This is a genomic window from Clostridium sp. AF34-10BH (assembly GCF_003478095.1).
Classification (GTDB): domain Bacteria; phylum Bacillota; class Clostridia; order Lachnospirales; family Lachnospiraceae; genus Acetatifactor; species Acetatifactor acetigignens.
This window is the reverse complement of sequence record NZ_QUEC01000002.1, coordinates 26,130-48,497: the sequence shown is the minus strand read 5'-3', so window position 1 is coordinate 48,497 and position 22,368 is coordinate 26,130. Positions and strand designations below refer to the sequence as shown.

The following is a 22,368-nucleotide window of genomic DNA, read 5'->3' as shown; positions in this document are numbered from 1 at the left end:
ACTAAAGCAAATGAAAAGCTTATTCTATACCTATGCTTTTTATAAAAAATTTAGAAAATATCGAGGAGGTCTTTGAAAATGGCAAGAGTGTATAACTTTTCCGCAGGCCCTGCAGTACTCCCTGAGGAGGTATTGCAGGAAGCAGCCGATGAAATGCTGGATTATAGAGGAACCGGCATGTCCGTAATGGAGATGAGCCATCGATCTAAAGCCTATGATACGATCATTAAGGAAGCGGAAGCTGATCTCAGAGAACTGATGAATATCCCGGACAACTATAAGGTACTGTTTTTGCAGGGCGGTGCGAGCCAGCAGTTTGCCATGATCCCCATGAACCTGATGAAGAACCGTGTGGCAGACTACATCGTAACCGGTCAGTGGGCGAAGAAGGCATATCAGGAGGCTTCCCTGTACGGCAAGGCAAATAAGATCGCTTCTTCTGAGGATAAGACCTTCTCTTATATTCCCGATTGCTCCGATCTGCCCATCAGCGAGGATGCCGATTACGTGTACATATGCGAGAATAATACCATCTACGGTACGAAATTCAAGACCCTGCCCAATACCAAGGGTAAGCCTCTGGTTGCAGATGTATCCAGCTGCTTTTTATCCGAGCCGGTAGATGTGACAAAATACGGTGTGATCTATGGCGGCGTACAGAAAAATATCGGACCTGCAGGTGTGGTTATCGTGATCATCCGTGAGGACCTGATCACTGAGGATGTGCTTCCCGGTACACCGACCATGCTTCGTTATAAGATCCATGCAGATGCGGATTCTCTGTACAATACGCCTCCCGCATATGGCATCTACATCTGCGGCAAGGTATTTAAATGGCTGAAGAAGATGGGCGGTCTGGAAGCAATGAAGGAGCGCAATGAGAAAAAGGCGAAGATCCTGTATGACTACCTGGATGAAAGCAAGCTGTTCAAGGGAACCGTCCGCAAGGAAGACAGATCCCTGATGAATGTTCCGTTCATTACCGGTAATGAGGAGTTAGATGCCAAATTCGTCAAAGAGGCGAAGGAGGCAGGCTTCGAGAACCTGAAAGGTCACAGAACCGTAGGCGGCATGAGAGCAAGTATCTACAATGCGATGCCCATCGAAGGTGTGGAGAAGCTGGTAGAGTTCATGAAGAAGTTTGAAGCGGAGAACGCTTAAGGGGGAGAAAAATGTTTCAGATCAATTGCCTGAATCCCATTTCCAAAGTGGGACTGGATCGTCTGACAGCAGACTATAAAGTAATCGATAATATGAATGACGCAGAGGGCGTTCTGGTCCGCAGTGCTTCCATGCATGAGCTGGATCTGCCGGAAAATCTGCTGGCAGTAGCGAGAGCCGGTGCCGGAGTCAACAACATTCCTCTGGATAAATGTGCCCAAAAGGGTATCGTAGTATTCAATACTCCCGGTGCCAACGCCAATGGTGTAAAGGAACTGGTGATCGCTGGTATGCTGTTAGCTGCCCGTGATGTAGTAGGCGGTATCGAATGGGTCAAGGCATCCAAAGACAACGCTGACATTGCCAAAGCCGCAGAAAAAGAAAAGAAGAAATTCGCCGGTACGGAAGTAATGGGCAAAAAGTTAGGTGTCATCGGTCTGGGCGCTATCGGCGTTAAGGTGGCCAATACAGCAGTAAGCCTCGGTATGGAGGTCTATGGCTATGATCCTTATGTATCTGTCAATGCTGCATGGAACTTAAGCCGTTCTGTCAAGCATGTGACGAATGTGGAAGAAATTTATGCAGATTGTGATTACATTACGATACATGTACCGCTTCTGGATTCCACAAAGGGTATGATCAACAAGGAAGCTATCAGCAAAATGAAAGATGGCGTGGTCCTGTTAAACTTTGCAAGGGATCTGCTGGCAAATGAGGCAGATGTTCTGGAGGCATTAAAGAGTGGCAAGGTAGCCCGTTATGTATCTGATTTCCCGAATCCTACGACAGCAGGACAGCCCAGCTGTATCGTGATCCCTCATCTGGGCGCAAGCACCGAGGAATCCGAGGATAACTGTGCGAAGATGGCTGTGGAAGAACTGATGGATTATCTGGAGAACGGCAATATTCGCAACAGCGTAAATTATCCTGCCTGCGATATGGGCGTATGCAGTCAGGCCGGAAGAATTGCAATTTTCCATAAAAATATTGCCAATATGTTGAATCAGTTTACCGCAGTGATCGGTGAGAAGAACATCAATATCTCCGATATGACCAATAAATCCCGCGGTGAAGTGGCATATACCATGCTGGATATTGAAAATGCGGCAACACAGGATCTGGTAGAATCCTTACAGAAGATCGACGGTGTCTTCCGCGTACGTGTGGTAAAGTAAGACATTTGTCTGAATAGCAGAAAAATATGCAGGCATCGGCTATAAAAGGCCGGTGCCTGCTTTACGTTTCCGGTGTAATGCCAAAAACAGCGGAAATAGTGGTAAAATCAGTGTAAAATGTCAGAAACTTACAGACATTTTTTCGTAAAAGCGTTGTATGATATGAGGGAATCTGTTATACTTGGCATGGACCAAAGACGTAAGCCACAAGAGAAAGAAGGAACAAAACAGATGAAATTTGATATGCATTGTCATACAAAAGAAGGATCTATGGATGGAAAGGTTCCTATTGACGATTTTATTGCGGAATTGATCCGCAAGGGTTTTAACGGTATGCTGGTCAGTGATCATAATTCTTATAATGGTTACCGCACGTGGAAACGAAATATAAAAGATCAAAAATTTAAAGATTTTGTGGTATTGAAGGGGATTGAATACGATACCATTGATGCAGGACATATTCTGGTGATCATGCCGGAGACCATTAAGCTGAAAATTCTGGAGCTTCGTGGATTGCCGGTGCAGATCCTGATCGATATCGTGCATAAGAACGGTGGAATATTAGGGCCGGCACATCCCTGCGGTGAGAAATATTTAAGCTTTACCAATACCCTGAAGAAGCGGAATCAGATGGCGGTGATGAATCAGTTTGATTTTCTGGAAGGCTTCAATGCCTGTGAGAGCGTAGAGAGCAACCATTGTGCAAAGGTACTGGCGGAAATGTACGCACTGCCAGCCTTCGGTGGAAGCGATGCTCACAAAACGGACTGTGTCGGTATGGCGTATACTGACATCCCGGAGCAGATTCATTGTGAATCCGATCTGATCCGGGCAGTGAAGCTGGGAGAAGGGATCAAATGCGGAGGATCCTATTACCGGGGTACTACCAAAGAGAAGATCGGAAAAGCCAATAATATTCTGGTACAGTCCTTCTGGTTCTATAACAGACTGGGAAGCCTGTACCGGCATCACAGAAGAAAAACGGAAATGCATAAGATGGTATAGGTCCCCTGGGCCTATACTTTTTTGTAACTATTCAGAGCCATGTAAAGATTATCAAATGAGCGTCGAATGCTTGCATTCGTAAGAGCAATTGATAATCTTTATAGGGCGAAGTAACCACTATGAGCAAATAACATGCAAGCATGTTATTCAGAAAAGCCTCGCAGAGGCGGTTTTGCGAATGGGGTTCTGAATAGTTACCTTTTTTATACAATTTTATACACATCGTAATCTGAGTTCATAAATTCTTAAGATGCTTTTACTATAGAAATAGGGTATAATGTGCATAGATAAGTAAGAAATATGGATTGTTCCGTAGAACTTGCTTTCAGGGGAAGAGCGTAAGGCGCTACCTGTAATTAAGAGGAGAGAAATATATGAGAAAAAATTTAAGGGGCAGAAAAGCAACCGCGATCGCACTGGCATCCGTTATGGCAATGTCGCTTGCAGCCTGCGGCAGGCAGGATGGATCGAATCAGGTGGGACAGACAGAACAGAAGGAATATGTATATGTTCCCGAATACCTGGAGTTGGATGATAATACGAATTCCAGCTACAGTAACATGACAGTACAGGGAGATAAGCTGTATTATACAAATTACCAATGGGATGAAGCTTCCGGTGAGAGCAAGGTCGTGCTTGGAGCTTATTCGCTGACAGACGGTTCCAGGGAGGACCTGCCGATCACCATTAATGCTGACGGCGGTGGGATCTATTCCATGCAGGCAGACGCAGAAGGTAATATTTATACTGCGGAATTTGAGTGGAATGCCACAGAAGGTGATGACGCTTATACACAGCAGACGACGGTATTGCACAAGTACGATGCATCCGGTACGGAACTGATGGCACAGGATATCACGGACATCATGCAGCAGGATGAGAACAATTCTTATGTGGGCAGCATGTGCCTGGACGACCAGGGCAGATTTTATATCAGCTCTGATTCACTGATCCGGCTGTTTGGCAGTGACGGACAATTTCAGGGAGCTGTGCAGACGGACAGCCAGTGGATCCAGGGCATGGGAAAAGCAAAAGACGGCAAGGTATACCTGGCTTATTATGACCAATCCGGCAACGTGAAGCTATCCCAGATCGACTTTGACGGCAAAGCATTGGGACAGACATATGATAACTTCCCGAACACGAACGGCAACGGAGGCTTGTGTGCCGGAATAGAAAATGATCTTCTGGTGAATACGGATACTGCCCTGTATGATTATAGTCTCGCAGACCAGAAGACTACCGAAATACTGAGCTGGCTGGACAGTGATATTAACGGCAGTTATGTTACCTATGCCGCAGCCACCGCAGATGGTAAGATCCTGGCAGTAGTCAATGACTGGAACACAGGGGAAACTGACCTGGTGAAGCTGACCAGAACCAAGGCCAGTGAGGTGGCACAGAAGTCCCAGATCACGATCGGAACCCTGTATACCTCCCAGAGCCTTCAGGCAGCAGCCGTAGCCTTCAACAAGCAGAGTAATGAATATCATGTCAATATTAAAACATATATCGATGATAATAACTGGACCGAAACTTCCTGGGCGGATGGCATTACAGCCATGAACAATGATATTACCTCCGGAGCCGGGTGCCCGGATATCTTGGATCTGTCCAACCTGGATGTCAAGGAACTGGCTTCCAAGGGTGTATTCGAGGATATGACACCTTATCTGGAGAAGAGCAGTGTATTAAGCAAGGACGATTTCTTTGAAAATATTGTAGACAGTTATACCTTTGACGGAAAACTGGTGGGAATTCCGAAGAGCTTCACCTTAAACACGATCGTCGGCAAGACCTCCGAAGTAGGTGATAAGAAGGGCTGGACCATTGACGATATTATAGCCTATGCAGGCCAGCACGAAGGTGCTTCCCTGTTTGAGGGCATGACCAAGAGCGGTATGCTGTACACACTGTTAGCCTATGATCTGGACAGCTATATTGACTGGGAGACGGGAAAGTGCAGCTTTGATTCGGAAGATTTCCAGAAAGTACTGGAATTTGTCAATACCTTCCCTGAAGAGTATGATTGGCAGAATGATGACAGATCTACACCGGCGAAGATCCAGTCCGGTGAAGTACTGTTGAATATGACAGGCATCTATCAGCTGAACAGTATTCAGGAGGAGGAAGCTATGTTCGGTGAGCCGGTAACCTATATCGGATATCCTACCTCCGGCGGTGGCAGCGGTACTTATATGCAGGCCAGTGAGCTGTATGCGATTACCGCCAAATCCTCCAACAAGGACGGCGCATGGGCATTTATTGAGAACTACCTGAATCAGCCGTTTGATGATCTATATTCCTATGGACTTCCCGCCAGAAAGTCTGCACTGGATGATATGGTGGAGAAGGCACTGAATGTGACATATATGACAGATGAAAACGGTGAGCAGATCCTGGATGAGAACGGGAATCCGATTCCGGAGGACGGTACTTCCGGCATCAGTTACGGAGACTGGGAGTACACCTATCACACTCCTACCGAGGAAGAAATCAATATTCTGAAGGAGCTGATCAGTGTGGCTGAACCTTCCAGTGCAACCGGTAATGATGAGATCACCAATATCATCACGGAGGAAGCGGAAGCATTCTTCAAAGGTCAGAAGTCCGTAGCGGATGTGGCAGGTGTCATTCAGAGCCGTGTACAGGTCTATGTGAATGAAAACAGATAAAGGAAAGGCTTAAAATATCGTGAGCAGACAGCATGTGAAACATACGCATAAGCATCACAAATTAGATAGAAGAATGCGAAAACTCAAGAGGAGCTCGGGGCTTTTTATAGCCCCCAGCTTCCTTGGAGTTCTTGCGTTCTTTTTTCTACCCTTTCTGGTTGTGATCTTTTATTCCCTGGTGGACAATCCCATCAGTATGAATTTTGTCTTTTTAGACAACTTTAGAAATGTAGTGCAGAATGCCGCTTTCCGTACAGCGGTACATAATACTGCTGTGTTCTCGGCCATTGCCGTACCGCTGGCAGTGGTATTGTCCCTGCTGCTTGCCATTGTATTGGAATCCAAACTTCCGTTCCGGAGCCAGTTCCGTACGTTTTTCTTAAGCCCCATGATGGTACCGGTAGCCTCCATCGTGTTGATCTGGCAGGTATTGTTTCATTATAACGGTGCAGTCAATGATCTGCTGGGAGTCTTCGGCATAGAGAAGATTGACTGGCTGAAGTCCAGCTATTCCATCATTGTTATCGTAATCCTGTTTTTGTGGAAGAATCTTGGATATAATATGATCCTGTTCATGGCAGCCCTGGCCAGCATTCCCAATGAGCTGCTGGAGGTGGCGAGGTTGGAGAGCGCAACACCGCTGCAGACCTTTTTTTACATCAAGATCCGGTATCTGTCCTCGACTTTTTTGTTTGTGACGATCATGTCCCTGATCAGCTCATTTAAGATCTTCCGTGAGATCTATCTGCTGACCACGGATTACCCTTATGACTCCATCTATATGCTGCAGCATTTCATGAACAATAAGTTCAAGAGTCTGGATTATCAGACGCTGTCTGCAGCGGCCATATTGATGTCCTTAGTCATGATTGTGATCATCGGACTTCTGTTCGCAGTGGAAAATCATTTCGGAAAGGATGTGGAAGGCTGATGGAGCAGAACAACACAGGTACACCGGCAAAAGCCCCATCCAGAAGACCTGCTTCGCAGGAGACGAAGAGGGCGGCCAGGTATAAACGCAGAAAAAAACTATTTGAAAATATCCGCATCAGCATAGCAACAGTGATCGCAGCCTTTTTTGCCATACTGTTCCTGATGCCGATCGTTCTGACGATCACCAATTCTTTCATGTCATCTTCGGAGATATCAGCGAATTATGGTTCGGTATTTGCCACGAATGATAAGGGCGGCAAGGTCTATATTTCCGAAAAAGTGAATTTGAAATTTATTCCGGATATTGTATCCTTCAGCCAGTATACTACGGTACTTTTGAAAAGCCCGGAATATCTGCTGAAATTCTGGAATTCCGTGATCCTGGTGGGACCGATCGTACTGTTTCAGCTGATCGTGGCATCGCTGGCGTCTTATGGATTCGCCAGGTACTCGGGGAAGCTGAGGTCATTGGTATTTTTTTCCTATGTGATATTGATGCTGATGCCGTATCAGGTAACGCTGGTACCCAATTATCTGGTGGCGGAAAAGCTGAATATATTAAATACGTACTGGGCCATCTGGCTGCCCGGGATCTTTTCACCCTTTGCAGTCTATCTGCTGACGAAGTTCATGAAGAGAATTCCTGTGGGGGTCATGGAGGCGGCACAGATTGACGGTGCCGGAGAGTGGCAGATCTATCGGCTGATCTGTATGCCATTGTGCAAAGGTGCGCTGTGTTCCGCAGCCATCCTTGTATTTATCGATTACTGGAATATGGTGGAGCAGCCGCTGATCTTGTTATCCGATGCGGAGATGCATCCCTTGTCCGTGTTCTTGAGCAAGATCAATTCCGGAGAGATCGGACTGGCATTCGCCGTGGCTACGATCTACATGGTGCCCAGTCTTCTGGTATTTCTCTACGGAGAAGAATATCTGGTAGACGGAATTACCTACCAGGGCGGTGTCAAAGGCTAGGATCACTGATTTTTTGAGGATATACCGGCATGGATCCGACTGCCGGAATACAGATAGAAAGTGAAGTATAGAGGAGAATCAAGATGAACGAGAACGGTGGAAAAAAGAGAAGAGAATGGGTTAAAAATGCAGCCATTATATTCTTGTCTGTAATGTTGGTGCTGACATTTTTTTCCAATACATTTATGAACTATTCCCTTCCGGAGGTTGCGGCACAATATGTACAGTCCGGCACCATCACGGCGAAGATCCGCGGAACCGGCACGGTGGAGAGTGGAGATCCCTATAATGTGAAGATAACGGAAACCCGTACCATCTCCAGTGTCCTGGTGAAGACCGGGGATAAGGTAGAGAAGGGAGCTCCCCTGCTGCTATTGGAAGATAAAGAAAGTAAAGAACTGACGGATGCACAGAAGGCCCTGGATGAAGCAAGACTTCAGTTTGAACTTGCAATGTTGGGAAAAGATATTACAAATAGCGTTTATAATAATGTGCAGAGCGGTAATGTTTCTTCCATGGCAACATATCAGAGCAGAATCGTAGCAGCGGAAGCAGAAATTAATAAATGGCAAAAACTGGTGGATGAAGCACAGAATGCTATCGATCAACTAAATACAGCACAGGCTAATGTGAAAGCGAGTGGAGATCCAGATACCAGTTCGGAGCAGGCAAAGGTGAATACAGCACAGGCAACATTGGACAGTGATGAAATCAAGATTGCTAAAGACGATATTACTAGGTGGCAAAATGAAAAGGCTGCTTGTGATGCGATTATTAAAAAATGGCATGAAGGAATTACGGAAACGGTATCGGGAAACGAGGTTATTGGAGTAGTATCGCAGGAAGAATTTGATGTCGCTACAGCAAATAGTGCCAGATATCAGGAATTAATTAATGAAAAACAGGCATTTATCAATAACAATCCGGATAAAGTAAAAGCGTATGAAGATAAGGTGAAAGCTTTATCGGATGCCCAAAAAGCACTTTCGGATAAGGGTAATAGTAAAGAAAATAGTTCTAATTCATTGGAAGTACAAAAAAATAACTGGGCAGCAGAATTGACTAAGCGTAAAGCTCAGTTGGATGTGGCGACAGCAACCAGAGACCAGCTTTTGACAGATATTTCTAATGAACTGAATTTGGATTATAAATTAGACGATTTGCAAAAACAGCGTGATGAGATCGCAAAATTGCAGGAGAATGCGGTAGGCGCCAGCATCGATGCCCCTATTTCGGGTACCATTACCAGTGTAACTGTCAAGGCAGGAGACGAGGCACAGCCGGATACTGCACTGGTGACCATGCAGCCGGAGGGTAAGGGCTTTACCATGAGCTTTTCCGTGACCAATGATCAGGCGAAGAGACTTTCCGTAGGAGATAAGGCAGACCTGGTGAACTCCTGGAGATACAGTAATATGGATATTACACTGGCCAGCATCAAGCCGGATACCACAGATCCCGGACAGAAGAAGCTGCTGACCTTTGATATCACCGGAGATGAAGTGACACCCGGACAGTCCTTAAATGTATCCGTGGGACAGAAGAGTGCCAATTACGATCTGATCGTACCCAACAGTGCCATCCGTGAGGACAGTAACGGTAAGTTTATCCTGATCGTGGAATCCAAGAGCAGCCCCTTAGGTAACCGTTATGTGGCGACCCGTGTGGATGTGGAGGTACTGGCAAGTGATGACACCCAGTCCGCAGTGAGCGGAGCTTTATATGGCTATGAATTTGTCATTACGACATCTACCCAGCCGGTAGAGGCAGGAAAGCTGGTCAGACTGGCAAATAATTCATAAAAGGTCTTTCAGACGGAAAATAATTTAACAGGAAGGAAGAAACAGATCAGATGTTTCGGATTCGAATACAGAATAAAAAGAAATGCATATGGTACTGCAGTGCAGTAGTATCCTTTCTTCTGTTCCTGCTTTTGCTGGGATGGACCAACCATCTGGCAAATACCCAGGATGCCCAGCAGATGGCCGGACGATGGAGTGAAAAAAAGGATGTGGCACAGATCAGCTGCTTTTTCTCCTCCAAAGCAGAAGTGACGGAGGATACCATTCAAAGCTTTGAATATTCATTGAAAAATGTGCTGCAGGAGGCCTCGATTACAGAGACCTCCGAGAATCCAAGTGCCAGACTCTGGGTGGATGCCTATAGCGCAGACGGTAAGATCACCCTGGTCAACGGGAAAAATACGCTGGATGCCAATGCCATCGGTATCGGCGGAGACTTTTTTATGTTCCATCCGTTAAAACTGATCACAGGCTCCTATTTTTCCGGTAACGATCTGATGCAGGACTATTGTATCATCGATCAGGATGCGGCCTGGCAGCTGTTCGGCTCCAATGATGTGGTGGGAATGACGGTATATATCGGCAATGTTCCCCATATCGTCACCGGTGTGGTACAGCGCCCGGACAGCAGAATGGATAAAGCAGCGGGACTGAATTCCACGGTGGTCTATGTGTCTTATGAGACACTGTCTGCTTATGGTACGAATAACGGAATCAACCATTACGAGATCGTGATGCCGAACCCTGTGGATGAGTTCGCCTACAGCAAAGTAAAAGAAGGAATCGGCATAGACGAGAAAAACGTTGAGATCGTGGAAAACAGCAGACGTTATTCCCTGCCCAACCGGATCAAAACAATCCTTGCCTTCGGAACGCGTTCCATGAACGGCAAAGCCATCATCTACCCCTACTGGGAGAATCTGGCGAGAGGCTATGAAGACATTATTGCATTACTGACAGTATTTATGCTGCTTCTGTCATTATATCCGGTAGTGACCGTTATCTGGTGCTTTGTACACTGGTGGCGTCATAAGGGCTGGACTTTGAAGGATGTATGGCATACCGGTAAGGATCAGGCAGAGCGGGCTGTGGAACGCCGCAGGGAGAAAAAGCACTCCCACAAGGAGAGGGATGTCCTGGAGGAACTGGAACGGGAGCTGGAGGAAGACCCTTATGCAGACAGTGAATTCTCCTGGCTGACGGATGAACCGGCGGAGGGAGCAGAGCCTGCGGATGCAGCTTCGGAAGAGCCGGAGAAAGCGCAGACAATGAACATGCAGACAGAGGAAACGCAGACACCTGAGGAGACAAAAGAGGAACAGCAGTCGTAAAACAACAGACACAGACAAGAAAAGGAGAGGGAGAATGAAAAAGAAAGGGAAAAAACGGATCAGTATCGCGTTGACCGTGGCAATGATCGCAGGTCTGACTGCCTGTGGAAAGGGTAACGGCGGGAACGGAAACAGTGGCAGCAGTGCGGCCGATTCCAGCCTTGCAAAACAGTATGTATTTAAGGAACAGGCGCTGGATCTTAATATGGATTCAGACAATATGAATATTGATCTGTTGACCAGAAAAGGAGATACGGTTTACCTTCTGTTTGAGACCTATGAATATTTCGAGAATGGTAATCAGAGTCTGCTGCATCTTACTACAATGAAACCGGACGGTACCGTCATCGACACCGTAGAACTGCCTATGTGGAAGGAAGGAGAGGCTCCGGCGACTCCGGCACCTGCACAGGGCGGTGAGACTTCCGGGGACGGAAATGAAGCAGTGCCTCTTACGGAGCAGGAGGTCAGCACACAGGATATTGCGGCAGCGGATATGGATGTGGTAGATGCACCGGCAGGGAACAGCAGTTATACATACACATCGCTTAACAATTGTACGGTCGGTTCGGATGGGAATGTTTACGGAATACGCAATTACTATAGTGAGACATATTCCGAAGACGATTACAGCAGTACGAATGATTATGCCTTGATCTGCTGGAGCGCAGATGGGACCATCGTATGGGAAGCTGATCTGAATGATATGAATACAGAAGAAAGCTATTCCTGGGTATATAGTATCATCCCCAATGAGGATGGAACCCTGACACTGCTGTTAAGCGGTGATAAAATAGAGAAATGCACTGTGACGCAAGAGGGTATCACAGACCGGAAGGATCTGCCGGAGGCAGTCGCAACACTTTTCAACAATGCAAGCTCGAATATCATTACGCCGGATGGCAAGGTGCAGATCATCTATTATGATGAGAGCAATTACACGGATATGTATATCGCAACCTATGATCCTGCAACAGATGCGGTATCAGAAGGAATAAAGTTTTCCTCGACACTGACCAACGGCGGTTATTATAATATGGTGCCCGGAGACGGTGACATCCTGTACTATGCCGATAGTAACGGCCTGTTCAGTTATAATGTGCAGACACAGGAATCGAAGCAGATCATGAGTTATATCAATTCGGATCTGGCTGCCGGCAGCCTGAACAATTTCCTGGTACTGGACGAGGAACAGTTCCTGGGCTTTTACTATGATAACACCGAAGGTAAAATGTGCGGAGGTCTGTTCACCCACGTGAAGCCGGAGGATATCAAGGACCGGATCGTCCTTACACTGGCCGGTAACTATATCGACTATGATCTGAAGAGAAAAGTAGTAGAGTATAATAAGTCCGGTGACACTTACCGTATTGTAGTCAAGGAATACAATACCTACAATACTTCAGAGGATTATACTCTCGGTGTGAAGCAGTTAAATAATGATATCATCTCCGGAGGAATGCCGGATATTCTGGTCGTGGACAGCAATATGTCAATGGACAGCTATATTGCCAAGGGACTGGTGGCAAATGTGGATGATCTCATTGCGGGGGATGAGGAATTATCGAAAAACGACTATCTGCAGAATGTCTGGGATGCGTACCGTGTGGACGGTAAACTGTACTATGTGATTCCTTCCTTCTATATCTCTACTATGGTAGGAAAAGAATCTATTTTCGGTGACCGCACCTCCATTACTATGGAAGAGCTGCAGACGATCCGGGATTCCATGCCGGAAGGAACCGCACTCTTCAGTGATATTACCAGAGACAGCTTCCTGTATACCATGATGAACTATTGCGGCAGTGATTTCGTGGATGTATCCACAGGAAAATGTGCATTTGATACGGATAATTTCGTGGCAATGCTGGCCTATGCAGGCGAGCTGCCGGTAGAATATGGAGAGGATTACTGGGGAGAGGATTACTGGAATAATTATGAATCCCAGTACCGCGAGGACAGAACCCTGCTGGATACCATTTCCATCAGCAACATCCGTGACCTGAACGGTACGATCAACGGTGTCTTCGGTGAGGATATCTCCTTTGTAGGCTTCCCGACCGATGGAGATATGGGATCTGTATTATGGGCAGGTAACTGGATGTATGCCCTGTCTGCAAAATCCAAGAATCTGGATGGTGCATGGGAATTCCTGCGCTACTATCTGACACAGGAATATCAGGATAAGATACAGGAACAGGAATACAATCTTCCGGTACTTCGCAGCACCTTTGAGAAGAATGTGCAGGATGCTACGAAGAAGCCGTACTATATGGATGAGAACGGCAACAAAGTGGAATACGATGAGACCTATTACATCAATGGGGAGGAAATACTGCTGCCGCAGCTGACACAGGAGCAGGTGGACAGGATCGTAAGCTTTGTGGAAAGCGTGAACAAGAGAGGATACTATAATGAGGCAATCTCCAATATCATTTCGGAAGAAGCCGGAGCATACTTCTCAGGACAGAAGAGTGCGAGAGATGTGGCAGGTGTCATTCAGAGCCGTGTACAGGTCTATGTAAACGAGAACAGATAAACGGAAGATAGCACTGCGTAGAGCAGAATAGTAAAAGATGGCGGTCTGTTGAAAAACAGGCCGCCATTTATAGCATGGCGCCTTAGCCAAGGCGGATGGGAATGCCCTGCTTTTTCAGATGTGTCGTCAGGGTAAGCTCCTGTCCGTGCTCCCTTAACCACTGCTTATAGATCCGGTAATCCGGCATGATGCGCTCGACCATGTTCCAGAAGTCCTTCGAATGGTTCATATGAGTCAGGTGGCAGAGCTCGTGGACTACCACATAATCCAGAGGACCGGCGGGACCGTAGATCAGGCGGTAATTGAAGGATAAAGTTCCTCTCGAGGAACAGCTTCCCCAGCGGGTCTTCTGGTCACGGATGGTGATAGAAGTGTAGTGCCCACCGGTGAACCTGTGGTAGTATTCCACACGGTTCGTGAACACTTCTCTGGCAGCATTCCGATATCGGTTTTCCAAAGCCTGCAGCCTGCGGAGCTCCGCAACGGTCAGCGGCTGATTGTCATATAGATTCATGAGAGTGCCTTTCACATACAGGGATGTTGATCCTCTGAGTATCGTTGTAAGTTTGAACAGATTAAATATACTGCGTATGGCTTGAAAAGTAAACGCAGAAATTGTAGAATATTGCGTAACGGCTCGCAGACGAAACGTCTGTTTCGGAAACAGGACGGTCACAAAGCGGTGCAGGCGCATACATGTGACTTTGGGAATGACAAGGTGGAACCGTTACAGGAAAGGAAAACAGTAAATTCTATGGGTAAATGTATTTTGATCGGCGCAGGAGATCTCACGATGGGAGAGCTGTCTGTGACGGAGGAAGATTATGTGATCGCAGTGGACGGCGGCTTAAGCTACTGTGGGCTCCTGAATGTGGAGCCGGATCTGATCATCGGAGATTTTGACTCGATGAGCGAACAGGAGAAGCTTGCTGTGGAACAGCTACAACAGACCGTTCCGGAGAAGATCTGCCGCCTGCCGGAGTGCAAGGATGACACAGACATGCTGGCAGCTATCAAGCGGGGGCTGGAGCTGGGCTATACCGATTTCCGTATTTATGCGGCCACCGGCGGGAGATTTGATCATACTCTGGCGAATATCCAGTGTCTGCTGTATCTCAAAAATCACGGCGCGGTGGGGTACCTGGTAGACGGTACGGGAATGGTGCTGGTACTGCAGAACGAAGCCGTGCATTTCCGGAAGGAGCTGGAGGGCACCATGTCACTGTTTGCCCTGACGAAGGAGGTAAAAGGCGTGAATATCCGCGGCATGAAATATCCTTTGGAAAATGCCGTGATCACCAACGATTTCCCCATCGGGATCAGCAATGAATTCCTGGGAGAGGAAGCGGAGGTGTCCGTAGAGGACGGTGAACTGGTATGCATGATCCGGTATTATGAGGATGAAGTATAACCATGGCAGCCGGAAATGTACGCTTCGAAGATGATCAAGGAGGTGGCACCGAATGTCCACCTCCTTGGTGTTTTTGCGAAAAAAATCTTTAGAAAATCTTTCGTTTTTTCAGTAGGTGAAATTAGAAATTATAAATTAGAATCAGAAACAGACAGGGGAGAGGATCCCCTTGCCGCATGTGGCAGAATGAGAGGGAGTCATGGAGAACAATAAATATCATATTCTCATCGTGGAGGATGATAAGGAAATCCGGGATGGTGTGGAAATCTATCTGAAAAATCAGGGGTATCAGGTATGGAAAGCTGCCAACGGTAAGGAAGGACTGGAGATCGTAACACGGGAAGAGATTCATCTGGCTATCCTGGATATTATGATGCCGGTGATGGACGGTGTGACAATGTTAATGAAGCTGCGGGAGCAGAATCACGAGTTCCCGGTAATCATGCTGTCCGCCAAGTCCGAGGAAGTGGACAAGATCATGGGATTAAATATGGGAGCGGATGATTATGTGACCAAACCCTTTACGCCGTTGGAACTGTTGGCGAGGGTGAATTCCCATCTGCGCAGATATTCCAAATATCTGACGGCGGTCAGTGGGGAAGAACAGGAAAAATCCCATGTGTATACCATCGGTGGACTGGAACTTAACGAAGAAACCGTGGAAGTGACGGTGGACGGAGAAGCAGTGAAGCTGACTCCTATGGAATTCAAGATCGTACAGCTTTTGATCAAGAATCCGGGCAGAGTATTTTCCGCGGATGAGATCTACGAGCGTATCTGGAACGAGAAAGCGGTCAACACCGATACCATTATGGTACATGTGAGGAATATCCGCGAAAAAATCGAGATAGATCCGCGAAATCCCAAGTATCTGAAAGTGGTATGGGGTGTAGGATATAAGATCGACAAACAATAAATGCGGATGTGGGAAACAAATCGTTTCGGCAGGCAGAGGGAAATGACCGGAGAGGTGTAAGAATGGAACAGGTAACAGAGGTTGTGAAAGCAGAGACAACAGGAAAACGGGAAAACAGAGAAAACAGAGAACACAGAAAGCCTGCAGTCAAATGGCTGATCATCGGAATGATTGTCAGTCTGGCAGCTTCCGGCATTTTTACCGCCTGCTACGGAATCTTCGAGCGCAGGGCGGAGAGCTGGAGAAATGAACAATACATTGCGGATCCGCTGGAGACGTCGAATACGATTACTTATCTGTATCAGAACTGCTATCTGCTCTACCGCGATCTGTACAACAAAGAGCATCAGACTTCCTTAAGCTATGGAGAATTATATATGCAGTCCACGGAGGGGAATGAATGGCTCAATGATGACCAGAAGCGGGCAGAAATGGCGGACGGAGATACGGAGGACCTCACCATACCGGAAGGAGAAGATCCCGAAGACTATGTAGCCCAGGGAAGCTTTGCAGTACAGACCAGGGAATACCTGGAAGAGCACTTCAATACCCTGGAAAGCTCCTTTGGTCAGCTGAATAATTTGTATGATTATAGGATCCGGGATACTAAGACCGGAGAGATCCTAAGTAATCTGGCGGATACGGATATTGTGGCGGAGGACCAGAGCTTTTATCTGACTTTTGTATTTGACGACTATGGAAATGATGCCACCTTAGGGAATACGGTGATCGGATCGGATACGACAACCCTTCGCAAGACGGCGGCGGAAGTGATCCGTAATTGTGGTCTTACGCGAATGGTGGATGCCAATATGGGCAGCGAAATCTCTGCCGGTCATAATACCATGTTCCGGCTGGAAATGCCGAAAAATTGTGAGATCACCTACTGCATCTCCAGACAGGCGGCACAGAGTCTGGGACAGAACGGTCAGTATATTTATTATGATCAGGACATGAACAATGTCAGTGTTTACTTTTCCATGGGAGACCAGTATACATCCTACTATCTGTCCGGATGCCAGCAGATGTTTCTGATCCTGTGTCTGTTGATCTTCCTGCTGGCGCTTGTATTACCGGGACTTGAGGAAGAGAGAGCCTGGGAGAAGGTGGCGCTGTTAAAGCTGCCTGTAGAGGCGGTTATTGTGATCCTTGTGGTGATCGCCGGCATTGGAAGTGAACAGGTGGTAGGACTGGTATCCTGGGTAAGGAGCGGTCATGCGCTGAACACGGTTTTACAGGGAAACAGTGCGCAGATACAGATGTCGACCACAATACTGACCTATGCATTAAATGTTCTGGAAGTGGCAGCCTTGTTTTTCATTGCCTGGTGCAGCGGTGTATCCCTGCGGGCAATGCGGGTTCAGGGAGCCAGAGCGTATTTGAGACAGCACAGCTTGTGCTATCTGTTAGTGCCTTTCTGGAAAAAACTGTGGAGAGGAATGAAGAAGGGATTCTCCATTGGCAGGGATAAGGTGGTGGATGTCTATCATGATGCAGAGCATTTTGATGTGACGAAGGATGCCAAAAAGCTGATCCTGCGGATTGTGCTGTGGAATGCCCTGATTCTGGTGATCGTATGCAGCCTTCCTCTGGGAGGAGTGACGATCGCAGTCATTTACTCTGTGGTACTGTATTTTGTACTGCGGCGTTATGTCAGCAAATTGCAGAAAAAGTACGGATTGCTGTTAAAGGCCACCAATGAGATCGCTCAGGGTAATCTGAACGTGACCATAGAGGAAGATCTGGGCGTGTTTGAACCCTTTAAACCGCAGATCTACCGGATCGAGGAAGGCTTCCGTAATGCGGTGGCGGAGGAAGTGAAGAGTCAGCGGATGAAGTCGGAACTGATCACGAATGTATCCCACGATCTGAAGACGCCACTGACAGCTATCATTACTTATGTAAAGCTGCTGCAGGAGCCGGGAGTGACAGAAGAACAGAGGAAGGAGTACTTAGAGACGCTGGATCGTAAATCGCTGCGCCTGAAGGCACTGATCGAGGATCTGTTCGAAGTCAGCAAGGCAAATTCCCAGAATATCACGCTCGATATCCGCGATGTGGATATCGTAAGCATGGTAAAACAGGTCGAATTCGAGATGGAAGATAAGCTCGCGGATGCCGGACTGGATGTGCGGATGAACCTGCCCGAAGAGAAGGTCATCGTGCCGTTGGACAGTCAGAAGACCTTCCGTATTTTTGAAAATCTGTTTGGCAATATTGCCAAGTACGCGTTACCCGGCACCAGAGTCTATGTCAACGGTTTCACGGCAAAAGAGGATGTGACGATCATCTTAAAAAATATCACGGCACAGGAGCTGTCCGTATCCGGAGAGGAACTGACGGAACGGTTCGTCAGAGGAGACACCTCCCGTAATACCGAGGGCAGCGGACTGGGGCTGGCCATCGCCAAAAGCTTCACAGAATTACAGGGTGGAAAGTTCCGGATCGAGTTGGACGGAGATCTGTTTAAGGTGGTGCTGATCTGGAAAGTAAAGTCACAGAATGGTCAAAATATGGTTCCCAGAGAGTCTGAGACGGCAGAAAAGAACGAAAACAGTGACTGCTTATCATAAAATCTGTTGCATGATAATAATAAAATAAATCAATGTTTTAATACTAAAACATCCACATTTACGTAGAAATATGTTAAATGTGGATGTTTTCAATTGCAAATGAGTGTGCTACAATAATGAAAACTTCAAAGAGAAGTATTACGGATCTGAAGTGTGGAACAGCTGTGCAGAACGCACAAGCTGTATGAAGAGAAAAAGGAGCAGTAGACAATGGGAATGACAATGACACAGAAGATACTTGCACAGGCAGCGGGCCTTGCGCAGGTACAGGCAGGCCAGCTGATCGAGGCACAGCTGGATCTGGTGCTGGGCAACGATATTACCAGTCCGGTGGCAATCAAGGAAATGGATAAAATGAAGGTGCAGGGAGTGTTTGATAAGGATAAGATCGCACTGGTACCGGATCATTTTGTTCCCAATAAGGATATTAAATCCGCGGAGCACTGCAAATGTGTCCGCGAGTTCGCAAGACGCAATGAGATCACCAATTATTTCGAAGTGGGAGAGATGGGGATCGAGCATGCCCTGCTTCCGGAGAAAGGACTTACTGTAGCTGGAGATGTGATCATCGGTGCAGATTCCCATACCTGTACTTACGGTGCTTTGGGAGCATTTTCCACCGGTGTGGGAAGCACGGATATGGCAGCCGGTATGGCTACCGGTAAGGCATGGTTCAAAGTACCTGCGGCAATCAAATTCAATCTGACCGGCAAACCCGCAGAATGGGTCAGTGGTAAGGATGTGATCTTACATATCATCGGCATGATCGGTGTGGACGGTGCACTGTACAAGTCTATGGAATTTGTAGGGGATGGTATCGCCAATCTGTCCATGGATGACCGTTTCACCATTGCCAATATGGCCATTGAGGCCGGTGGCAAGAATGGCATTTTCCCTGTGGATGAGAAAGCTATTGCTTATATGGAAGAACACTCCAAGCGTCCCTATAAAGTATTCGAAGCAGACCCGGATGCACAGTATGATGCGGAGTATACCATTGACTTAAGCACTTTACGGCCTACCGTGGCCTTCCCTCATCTGCCGGAGAATACACATACCATCGATGAGATCCACGAGATGGACGCCATTGCCATCGACCAGGTAGTCATCGGTTCCTGCACCAACGGACGTATTGACGATCTGCGCACCGCAGCAAAGGTACTCAAGGGCAGACATGTGGCGAAAGGCATGCGCTGCATCGTAATTCCTGCCACCCAGTCCATCTATATGCAGGCCATGGAAGAGGGACTTCTGAAGACCTTTATTGAAGCGGGAGCAGTCGTAAGCACTCCTACCTGTGGACCCTGCCTTGGTGGATACATGGGTATCCTGGCAGAAGGCGAGAGATGTGTCTCCACGACCAATCGTAATTTCGTGGGACGTATGGGACATGTAAAATCCGAGATCTATCTGGCAAGTCCTGCAGTAGCGGCAGCCAGCGCCATCACCGGCAAGATTTCCTGTCCCTGCGAACTGGAGTAAGCTGCAGGAAAAAGCAAGATGCGGGCAGGCAAGTAAGGGATTGTGGAATCCTGTGGCTGCCTGCATGGAAAAGTAAGAGATATATTGGAACAGGAAAAATATTTGAAACATTTGTAATAGAAAGGTAACGGAAAATGAACAACGCAAAAGGAATAGTTTTCAAATTCGGAGATAACGTGGATACTGACGTTATCATTCCCGCAAGATATCTGAATTCCTCCGATCCCGCAGAACTGGCTACCCACTGCATGGAGGACATTGATAAGGATTTTATAAAAAATGTGAAAAAAGGTGACATTATCGTAGCGGAGAAGAACTTCGGCTGCGGCTCCTCCAGAGAGCATGCCCCCATCGCCATCAAGGCTGCAGGTGTCAGCTGTGTCATCGCAGAGACCTTCGCCAGAATCTTCTACCGCAATGCCATTAACATCGGACTGCCCATCATTGAGTGTCCCGAGGCATCCCGGAAGATTCAAAACGGCGATGAAGTCGAGATCGACTTTAATACCGGAGTGATCAAAGACCTCACCACCGGCGAGAGCTTCCAGGGACAGGCGTTCCCCGAGTTCATGCAGAAGATTATCGCCGCAGAGGGACTGATCAACTACATCAACAGTCAGGAATAAATTGAGTGCATGGCTCGTAACGTAGGGTTGCCATAACCCCCACGAACGCCCGCATCGGATGGAACATCCTTCCGGGTGTCAGGTCTCCCGGAGGGAGTTTCCTGACGAAAAGTGACAAAATATCACCATCGTCCGACAAACATTCCCGGAAGGACATTCCATCCGCTGCAGGGGTTCTACATTTTCTCATAATATCTGTACGTCATAGGCATTTCTGCCTACAGCCATTTCTATTGTTTTGGTGAAAATCGCATCAAAATAGCAAAATCAGTACAAAAAATCTTCTAAATCAAACATTTTTTGTACTGATTTTATTATTTTTCCCATTTTAGCGAAAATAAGCTCTTATAAAAGGCCAAAATCTCCTGTTTTTGTATTTTTTATGCAAAAAAAGGCGTTTTTAATACAAACTTTATTGTACCACTGCCTTATCCACATCAATCACTGCGTAGAAATCCGGGTGGTTCATCTGGATCCGTTTCGTGACGGAGTCAACAACATCCTGATCGGAAACGGGATAATCATAGGGGACTACGATGTCAAAAATGAGGTTCGTGTGGGTCAGTCCCTTGACGATGCGGAAATCATGCATGCTGAGTTTTGGATCGATCTGATCCAGATAAGCTTTTACCTCTGCTTTCAGGGACAGTGTCTCGGGGTCATTGGTGCTGACGGGATCCATGTGGATCACAGCGTTACAGTTTAATTTGCTGCGCAGTTCATGCTCTATGGTATCGATCGTATCGTGCAGGGTCAGAATATTACCGTCGGCAGGAACCTCCGCATGCAGAGAGATCAGAGTCCTTCCGGGGCCGTAATTATGCACGATCAGATCGTGAATCCCGGTGACATCATCATAAGAGAGAACGATGTCGTTAATCTGCTGTACCAGTTCAGGCTCGGGGGGCTGCCCAAGCAGGGGACTGATCGTGTCTTTGGCTGCGACAAATCCGGAGTACAGGATGAACATACCCACCAGCACACCACAGTAACCGTCGATAATGATGCCCGAGGCGGCGGAGACGATAGTGCCGATGAGAACCACGGTGGTTGCTATCATATCGCTCAAACTGTCAATGGCGGTAGCCTTCATTGCCACAGAACCGATCCGGGAACCGATGCTGCGGTTATATAGAGCCATATAGCACTTTACCAGGATCGAAAATACCAGGATGCCGATAATGACAGGGGAGTAGTCAGGAACTTCCGGATGGAAAATCTTACTTACAGAGCTTTTTACCAGTTCGAAGCCCATGAGCACGATTAAAATAGAGACTAACAGCCCGGAGATATATTCGATCCGTCCGTGTCCGAAGGGATGGTCAGAGTCCGGCTTCTGTCCCGCCATTTTGAAGCCTGCCAGCGTAATGATGGAGGATGCTGCATCCGACAGGTTGTTGAATGCATCCGCCGTGATGGCGATGGAATGACTGAAAAAGCCTGCCAGAGCCTTGGCAGTGAACAGGATCAGGTTGAAAAAAATCCCGACGATACCGCAGAGCATTCCATATGCCTGGCGAACGCCGGAATCCGTGACGTTTTCATGATCCCTGATAAATAATTTTGCCAATAATGTAACCATAAGATATCCCCTTTTCCCAAATGAGATTTTAAAGGATATTGTAGCGCATATGCAGGAAAAATACAAGTAAATCCGGATGATTTGCAGAAAAAACGCCCAAAGATGCAGATCAAGAAATCTGCGGTTGCTATTGCGCATCCGTCGTTTTCAGTGTATAATCTCGGTGGACGTAATGTAAGCTT

16 protein-coding genes are annotated in these 22,368 nt (G+C 47.2%); 14 read left to right on the top strand and 2 right to left on the bottom strand.

Annotated elements, in window-relative coordinates:
- Positions 1-78 precede the first annotated feature (78 nt).
- From serC to DWZ61_RS02120, 9 genes are all read left to right on the top strand, one after another.
- A complete protein-coding gene (serC, locus tag DWZ61_RS02160; RefSeq protein WP_022153863.1) occupies positions 79-1,161 on the top strand; it encodes a 3-phosphoserine/phosphohydroxythreonine transaminase in 1,083 nt (360 codons plus the stop codon).
- Positions 1,162-1,172: 11 nt separating this feature from the next.
- Positions 1,173-2,336 (top strand): phosphoglycerate dehydrogenase, encoded by a 1,164-nt coding sequence (locus DWZ61_RS02155; RefSeq protein WP_117466916.1) that lies wholly within the window; start codon positions 1,173-1,175, stop codon positions 2,334-2,336.
- Positions 2,337-2,567: 231 nt separating this feature from the next.
- Positions 2,568-3,341 (top strand): CehA/McbA family metallohydrolase, encoded by a 774-nt coding sequence (locus DWZ61_RS02150; RefSeq protein ID WP_117466918.1) that lies wholly within the window; start codon positions 2,568-2,570, stop codon positions 3,339-3,341.
- 374 nt (positions 3,342-3,715) lie between these two features.
- Positions 3,716-6,016, top strand: coding sequence for an extracellular solute-binding protein (locus tag DWZ61_RS02145; protein ID WP_117466920.1), 2,301 nt, complete (start codon positions 3,716-3,718; stop codon positions 6,014-6,016).
- 196 nt (positions 6,017-6,212) lie between these two features.
- Entirely contained in the window at positions 6,213-6,947 is a 735-nt protein-coding gene (locus DWZ61_RS02140; RefSeq protein WP_243001503.1) for a sugar ABC transporter permease, read from the top strand.
- The gene (locus DWZ61_RS02135; RefSeq protein ID WP_117466922.1) at positions 6,947-7,924 is read left to right on the top strand and encodes a carbohydrate ABC transporter permease; all 978 of its coding nucleotides are present in this window, start codon (positions 6,947-6,949) and stop codon (positions 7,922-7,924) included. The genes DWZ61_RS02140 and DWZ61_RS02135 overlap by 1 nt, the downstream gene beginning before the upstream one ends.
- Positions 7,925-8,007: 83 nt before the next feature.
- Positions 8,008-9,726, top strand: coding sequence for an HlyD family efflux transporter periplasmic adaptor subunit (locus tag DWZ61_RS02130; protein ID WP_117466924.1), 1,719 nt, complete (start codon positions 8,008-8,010; stop codon positions 9,724-9,726).
- A 50-nt stretch (positions 9,727-9,776) separates the two neighbouring features.
- The gene (locus tag DWZ61_RS02125) at positions 9,777-11,057 is read left to right on the top strand and encodes an ABC transporter permease (RefSeq protein WP_117466926.1); all 1,281 of its coding nucleotides are present in this window, start codon (positions 9,777-9,779) and stop codon (positions 11,055-11,057) included.
- 34 nt (positions 11,058-11,091) lie between these two features.
- Positions 11,092-13,596 carry an extracellular solute-binding protein gene (locus DWZ61_RS02120; protein WP_117466928.1) on the top strand — a complete coding sequence of 835 codons (2,505 nt, stop codon included), beginning with the start codon at positions 11,092-11,094 and terminating at the stop codon, positions 13,594-13,596.
- An 82-nt stretch (positions 13,597-13,678) separates the two neighbouring features.
- Here the strand turns inward: DWZ61_RS02120 and DWZ61_RS02115 are convergent, their stop codons facing one another.
- On the bottom strand, positions 13,679-14,110 hold the full coding sequence (locus tag DWZ61_RS02115; protein WP_118731340.1) for a M48 family metallopeptidase: 432 nt from the start codon (positions 14,108-14,110) through the stop codon (positions 13,679-13,681).
- A 240-nt stretch (positions 14,111-14,350) separates the two neighbouring features.
- Here DWZ61_RS02115 and DWZ61_RS02110 point away from each other — a divergent pair, with 240 nt between their 5' ends.
- The 5 genes from DWZ61_RS02110 (at position 14,351) to leuD (ending at position 20,604) form a co-directional block, all read left to right on the top strand.
- Positions 14,351-15,007, top strand: a complete 657-nt coding sequence (locus tag DWZ61_RS02110) for a thiamine diphosphokinase (protein WP_117466930.1) — start codon at positions 14,351-14,353, stop codon at positions 15,005-15,007.
- 199 nt (positions 15,008-15,206) lie between these two features.
- Positions 15,207-15,923 (top strand): response regulator transcription factor, encoded by a 717-nt coding sequence (locus DWZ61_RS02100; RefSeq protein ID WP_117466933.1) that lies wholly within the window; start codon positions 15,207-15,209, stop codon positions 15,921-15,923.
- 62 nt (positions 15,924-15,985) lie between these two features.
- A complete protein-coding gene (locus DWZ61_RS02095) occupies positions 15,986-18,496 on the top strand; it encodes a HAMP domain-containing sensor histidine kinase (RefSeq protein ID WP_117466935.1) in 2,511 nt (836 codons plus the stop codon).
- Between the two features lie 210 nt (positions 18,497-18,706).
- Positions 18,707-19,978, top strand: a complete 1,272-nt coding sequence (gene leuC, locus DWZ61_RS02090; RefSeq protein WP_117466937.1) for a 3-isopropylmalate dehydratase large subunit — start codon at positions 18,707-18,709, stop codon at positions 19,976-19,978.
- 134 nt (positions 19,979-20,112) lie between these two features.
- The gene (gene leuD / locus DWZ61_RS02085) at positions 20,113-20,604 is read left to right on the top strand and encodes a 3-isopropylmalate dehydratase small subunit (protein WP_118537273.1); all 492 of its coding nucleotides are present in this window, start codon (positions 20,113-20,115) and stop codon (positions 20,602-20,604) included.
- A gap of 412 nt (positions 20,605-21,016) precedes the next feature.
- Here leuD and DWZ61_RS02080 read toward each other — a convergent pair whose 3' ends face one another.
- Entirely contained in the window at positions 21,017-22,186 is a 1,170-nt protein-coding gene (locus tag DWZ61_RS02080; protein WP_022313411.1) for a cation diffusion facilitator family transporter, read from the bottom strand.
- Positions 22,187-22,368 lie beyond the last annotated feature (182 nt).

What these genes read in the sequence shown, in the direction of transcription:
- serC (WP_022153863.1), top strand. Translation starts at nt 79, where the DNA reads ATGGCAAGAGTGTATAACTTTTCCGCAGGCCCTGCAGTACTCCCTGAG.
- DWZ61_RS02155 (WP_117466916.1), top strand. Translation starts at nt 1,173, where the DNA reads ATGTTTCAGATCAATTGCCTGAATCCCATTTCCAAAGTGGGACTGGAT.
- DWZ61_RS02150 (WP_117466918.1), top strand. Translation starts at nt 2,568, where the DNA reads ATGAAATTTGATATGCATTGTCATACAAAAGAAGGATCTATGGATGGA.
- DWZ61_RS02145 (WP_117466920.1), top strand. Translation starts at nt 3,716, where the DNA reads ATGAGAAAAAATTTAAGGGGCAGAAAAGCAACCGCGATCGCACTGGCA.
- DWZ61_RS02140 (WP_243001503.1), top strand. Translation starts at nt 6,213, where the DNA reads ATGAATTTTGTCTTTTTAGACAACTTTAGAAATGTAGTGCAGAATGCC.
- DWZ61_RS02135 (WP_117466922.1), top strand. Translation starts at nt 6,947, where the DNA reads ATGGAGCAGAACAACACAGGTACACCGGCAAAAGCCCCATCCAGAAGA.
- DWZ61_RS02130 (WP_117466924.1), top strand. Translation starts at nt 8,008, where the DNA reads ATGAACGAGAACGGTGGAAAAAAGAGAAGAGAATGGGTTAAAAATGCA.
- DWZ61_RS02125 (WP_117466926.1), top strand. Translation starts at nt 9,777, where the DNA reads ATGTTTCGGATTCGAATACAGAATAAAAAGAAATGCATATGGTACTGC.
- DWZ61_RS02120 (WP_117466928.1), top strand. Translation starts at nt 11,092, where the DNA reads ATGAAAAAGAAAGGGAAAAAACGGATCAGTATCGCGTTGACCGTGGCA.
- DWZ61_RS02115 (WP_118731340.1), bottom strand. Translation starts at nt 14,110, where the DNA reads ATGAATCTATATGACAATCAGCCGCTGACCGTTGCGGAGCTCCGCAGG.
- DWZ61_RS02110 (WP_117466930.1), top strand. Translation starts at nt 14,351, where the DNA reads ATGGGTAAATGTATTTTGATCGGCGCAGGAGATCTCACGATGGGAGAG.
- DWZ61_RS02100 (WP_117466933.1), top strand. Translation starts at nt 15,207, where the DNA reads ATGGAGAACAATAAATATCATATTCTCATCGTGGAGGATGATAAGGAA.
- DWZ61_RS02095 (WP_117466935.1), top strand. Translation starts at nt 15,986, where the DNA reads ATGGAACAGGTAACAGAGGTTGTGAAAGCAGAGACAACAGGAAAACGG.
- leuC (WP_117466937.1), top strand. Translation starts at nt 18,707, where the DNA reads ATGGGAATGACAATGACACAGAAGATACTTGCACAGGCAGCGGGCCTT.
- leuD (WP_118537273.1), top strand. Translation starts at nt 20,113, where the DNA reads ATGAACAACGCAAAAGGAATAGTTTTCAAATTCGGAGATAACGTGGAT.
- DWZ61_RS02080 (WP_022313411.1), bottom strand. Translation starts at nt 22,186, where the DNA reads ATGGTTACATTATTGGCAAAATTATTTATCAGGGATCATGAAAACGTC.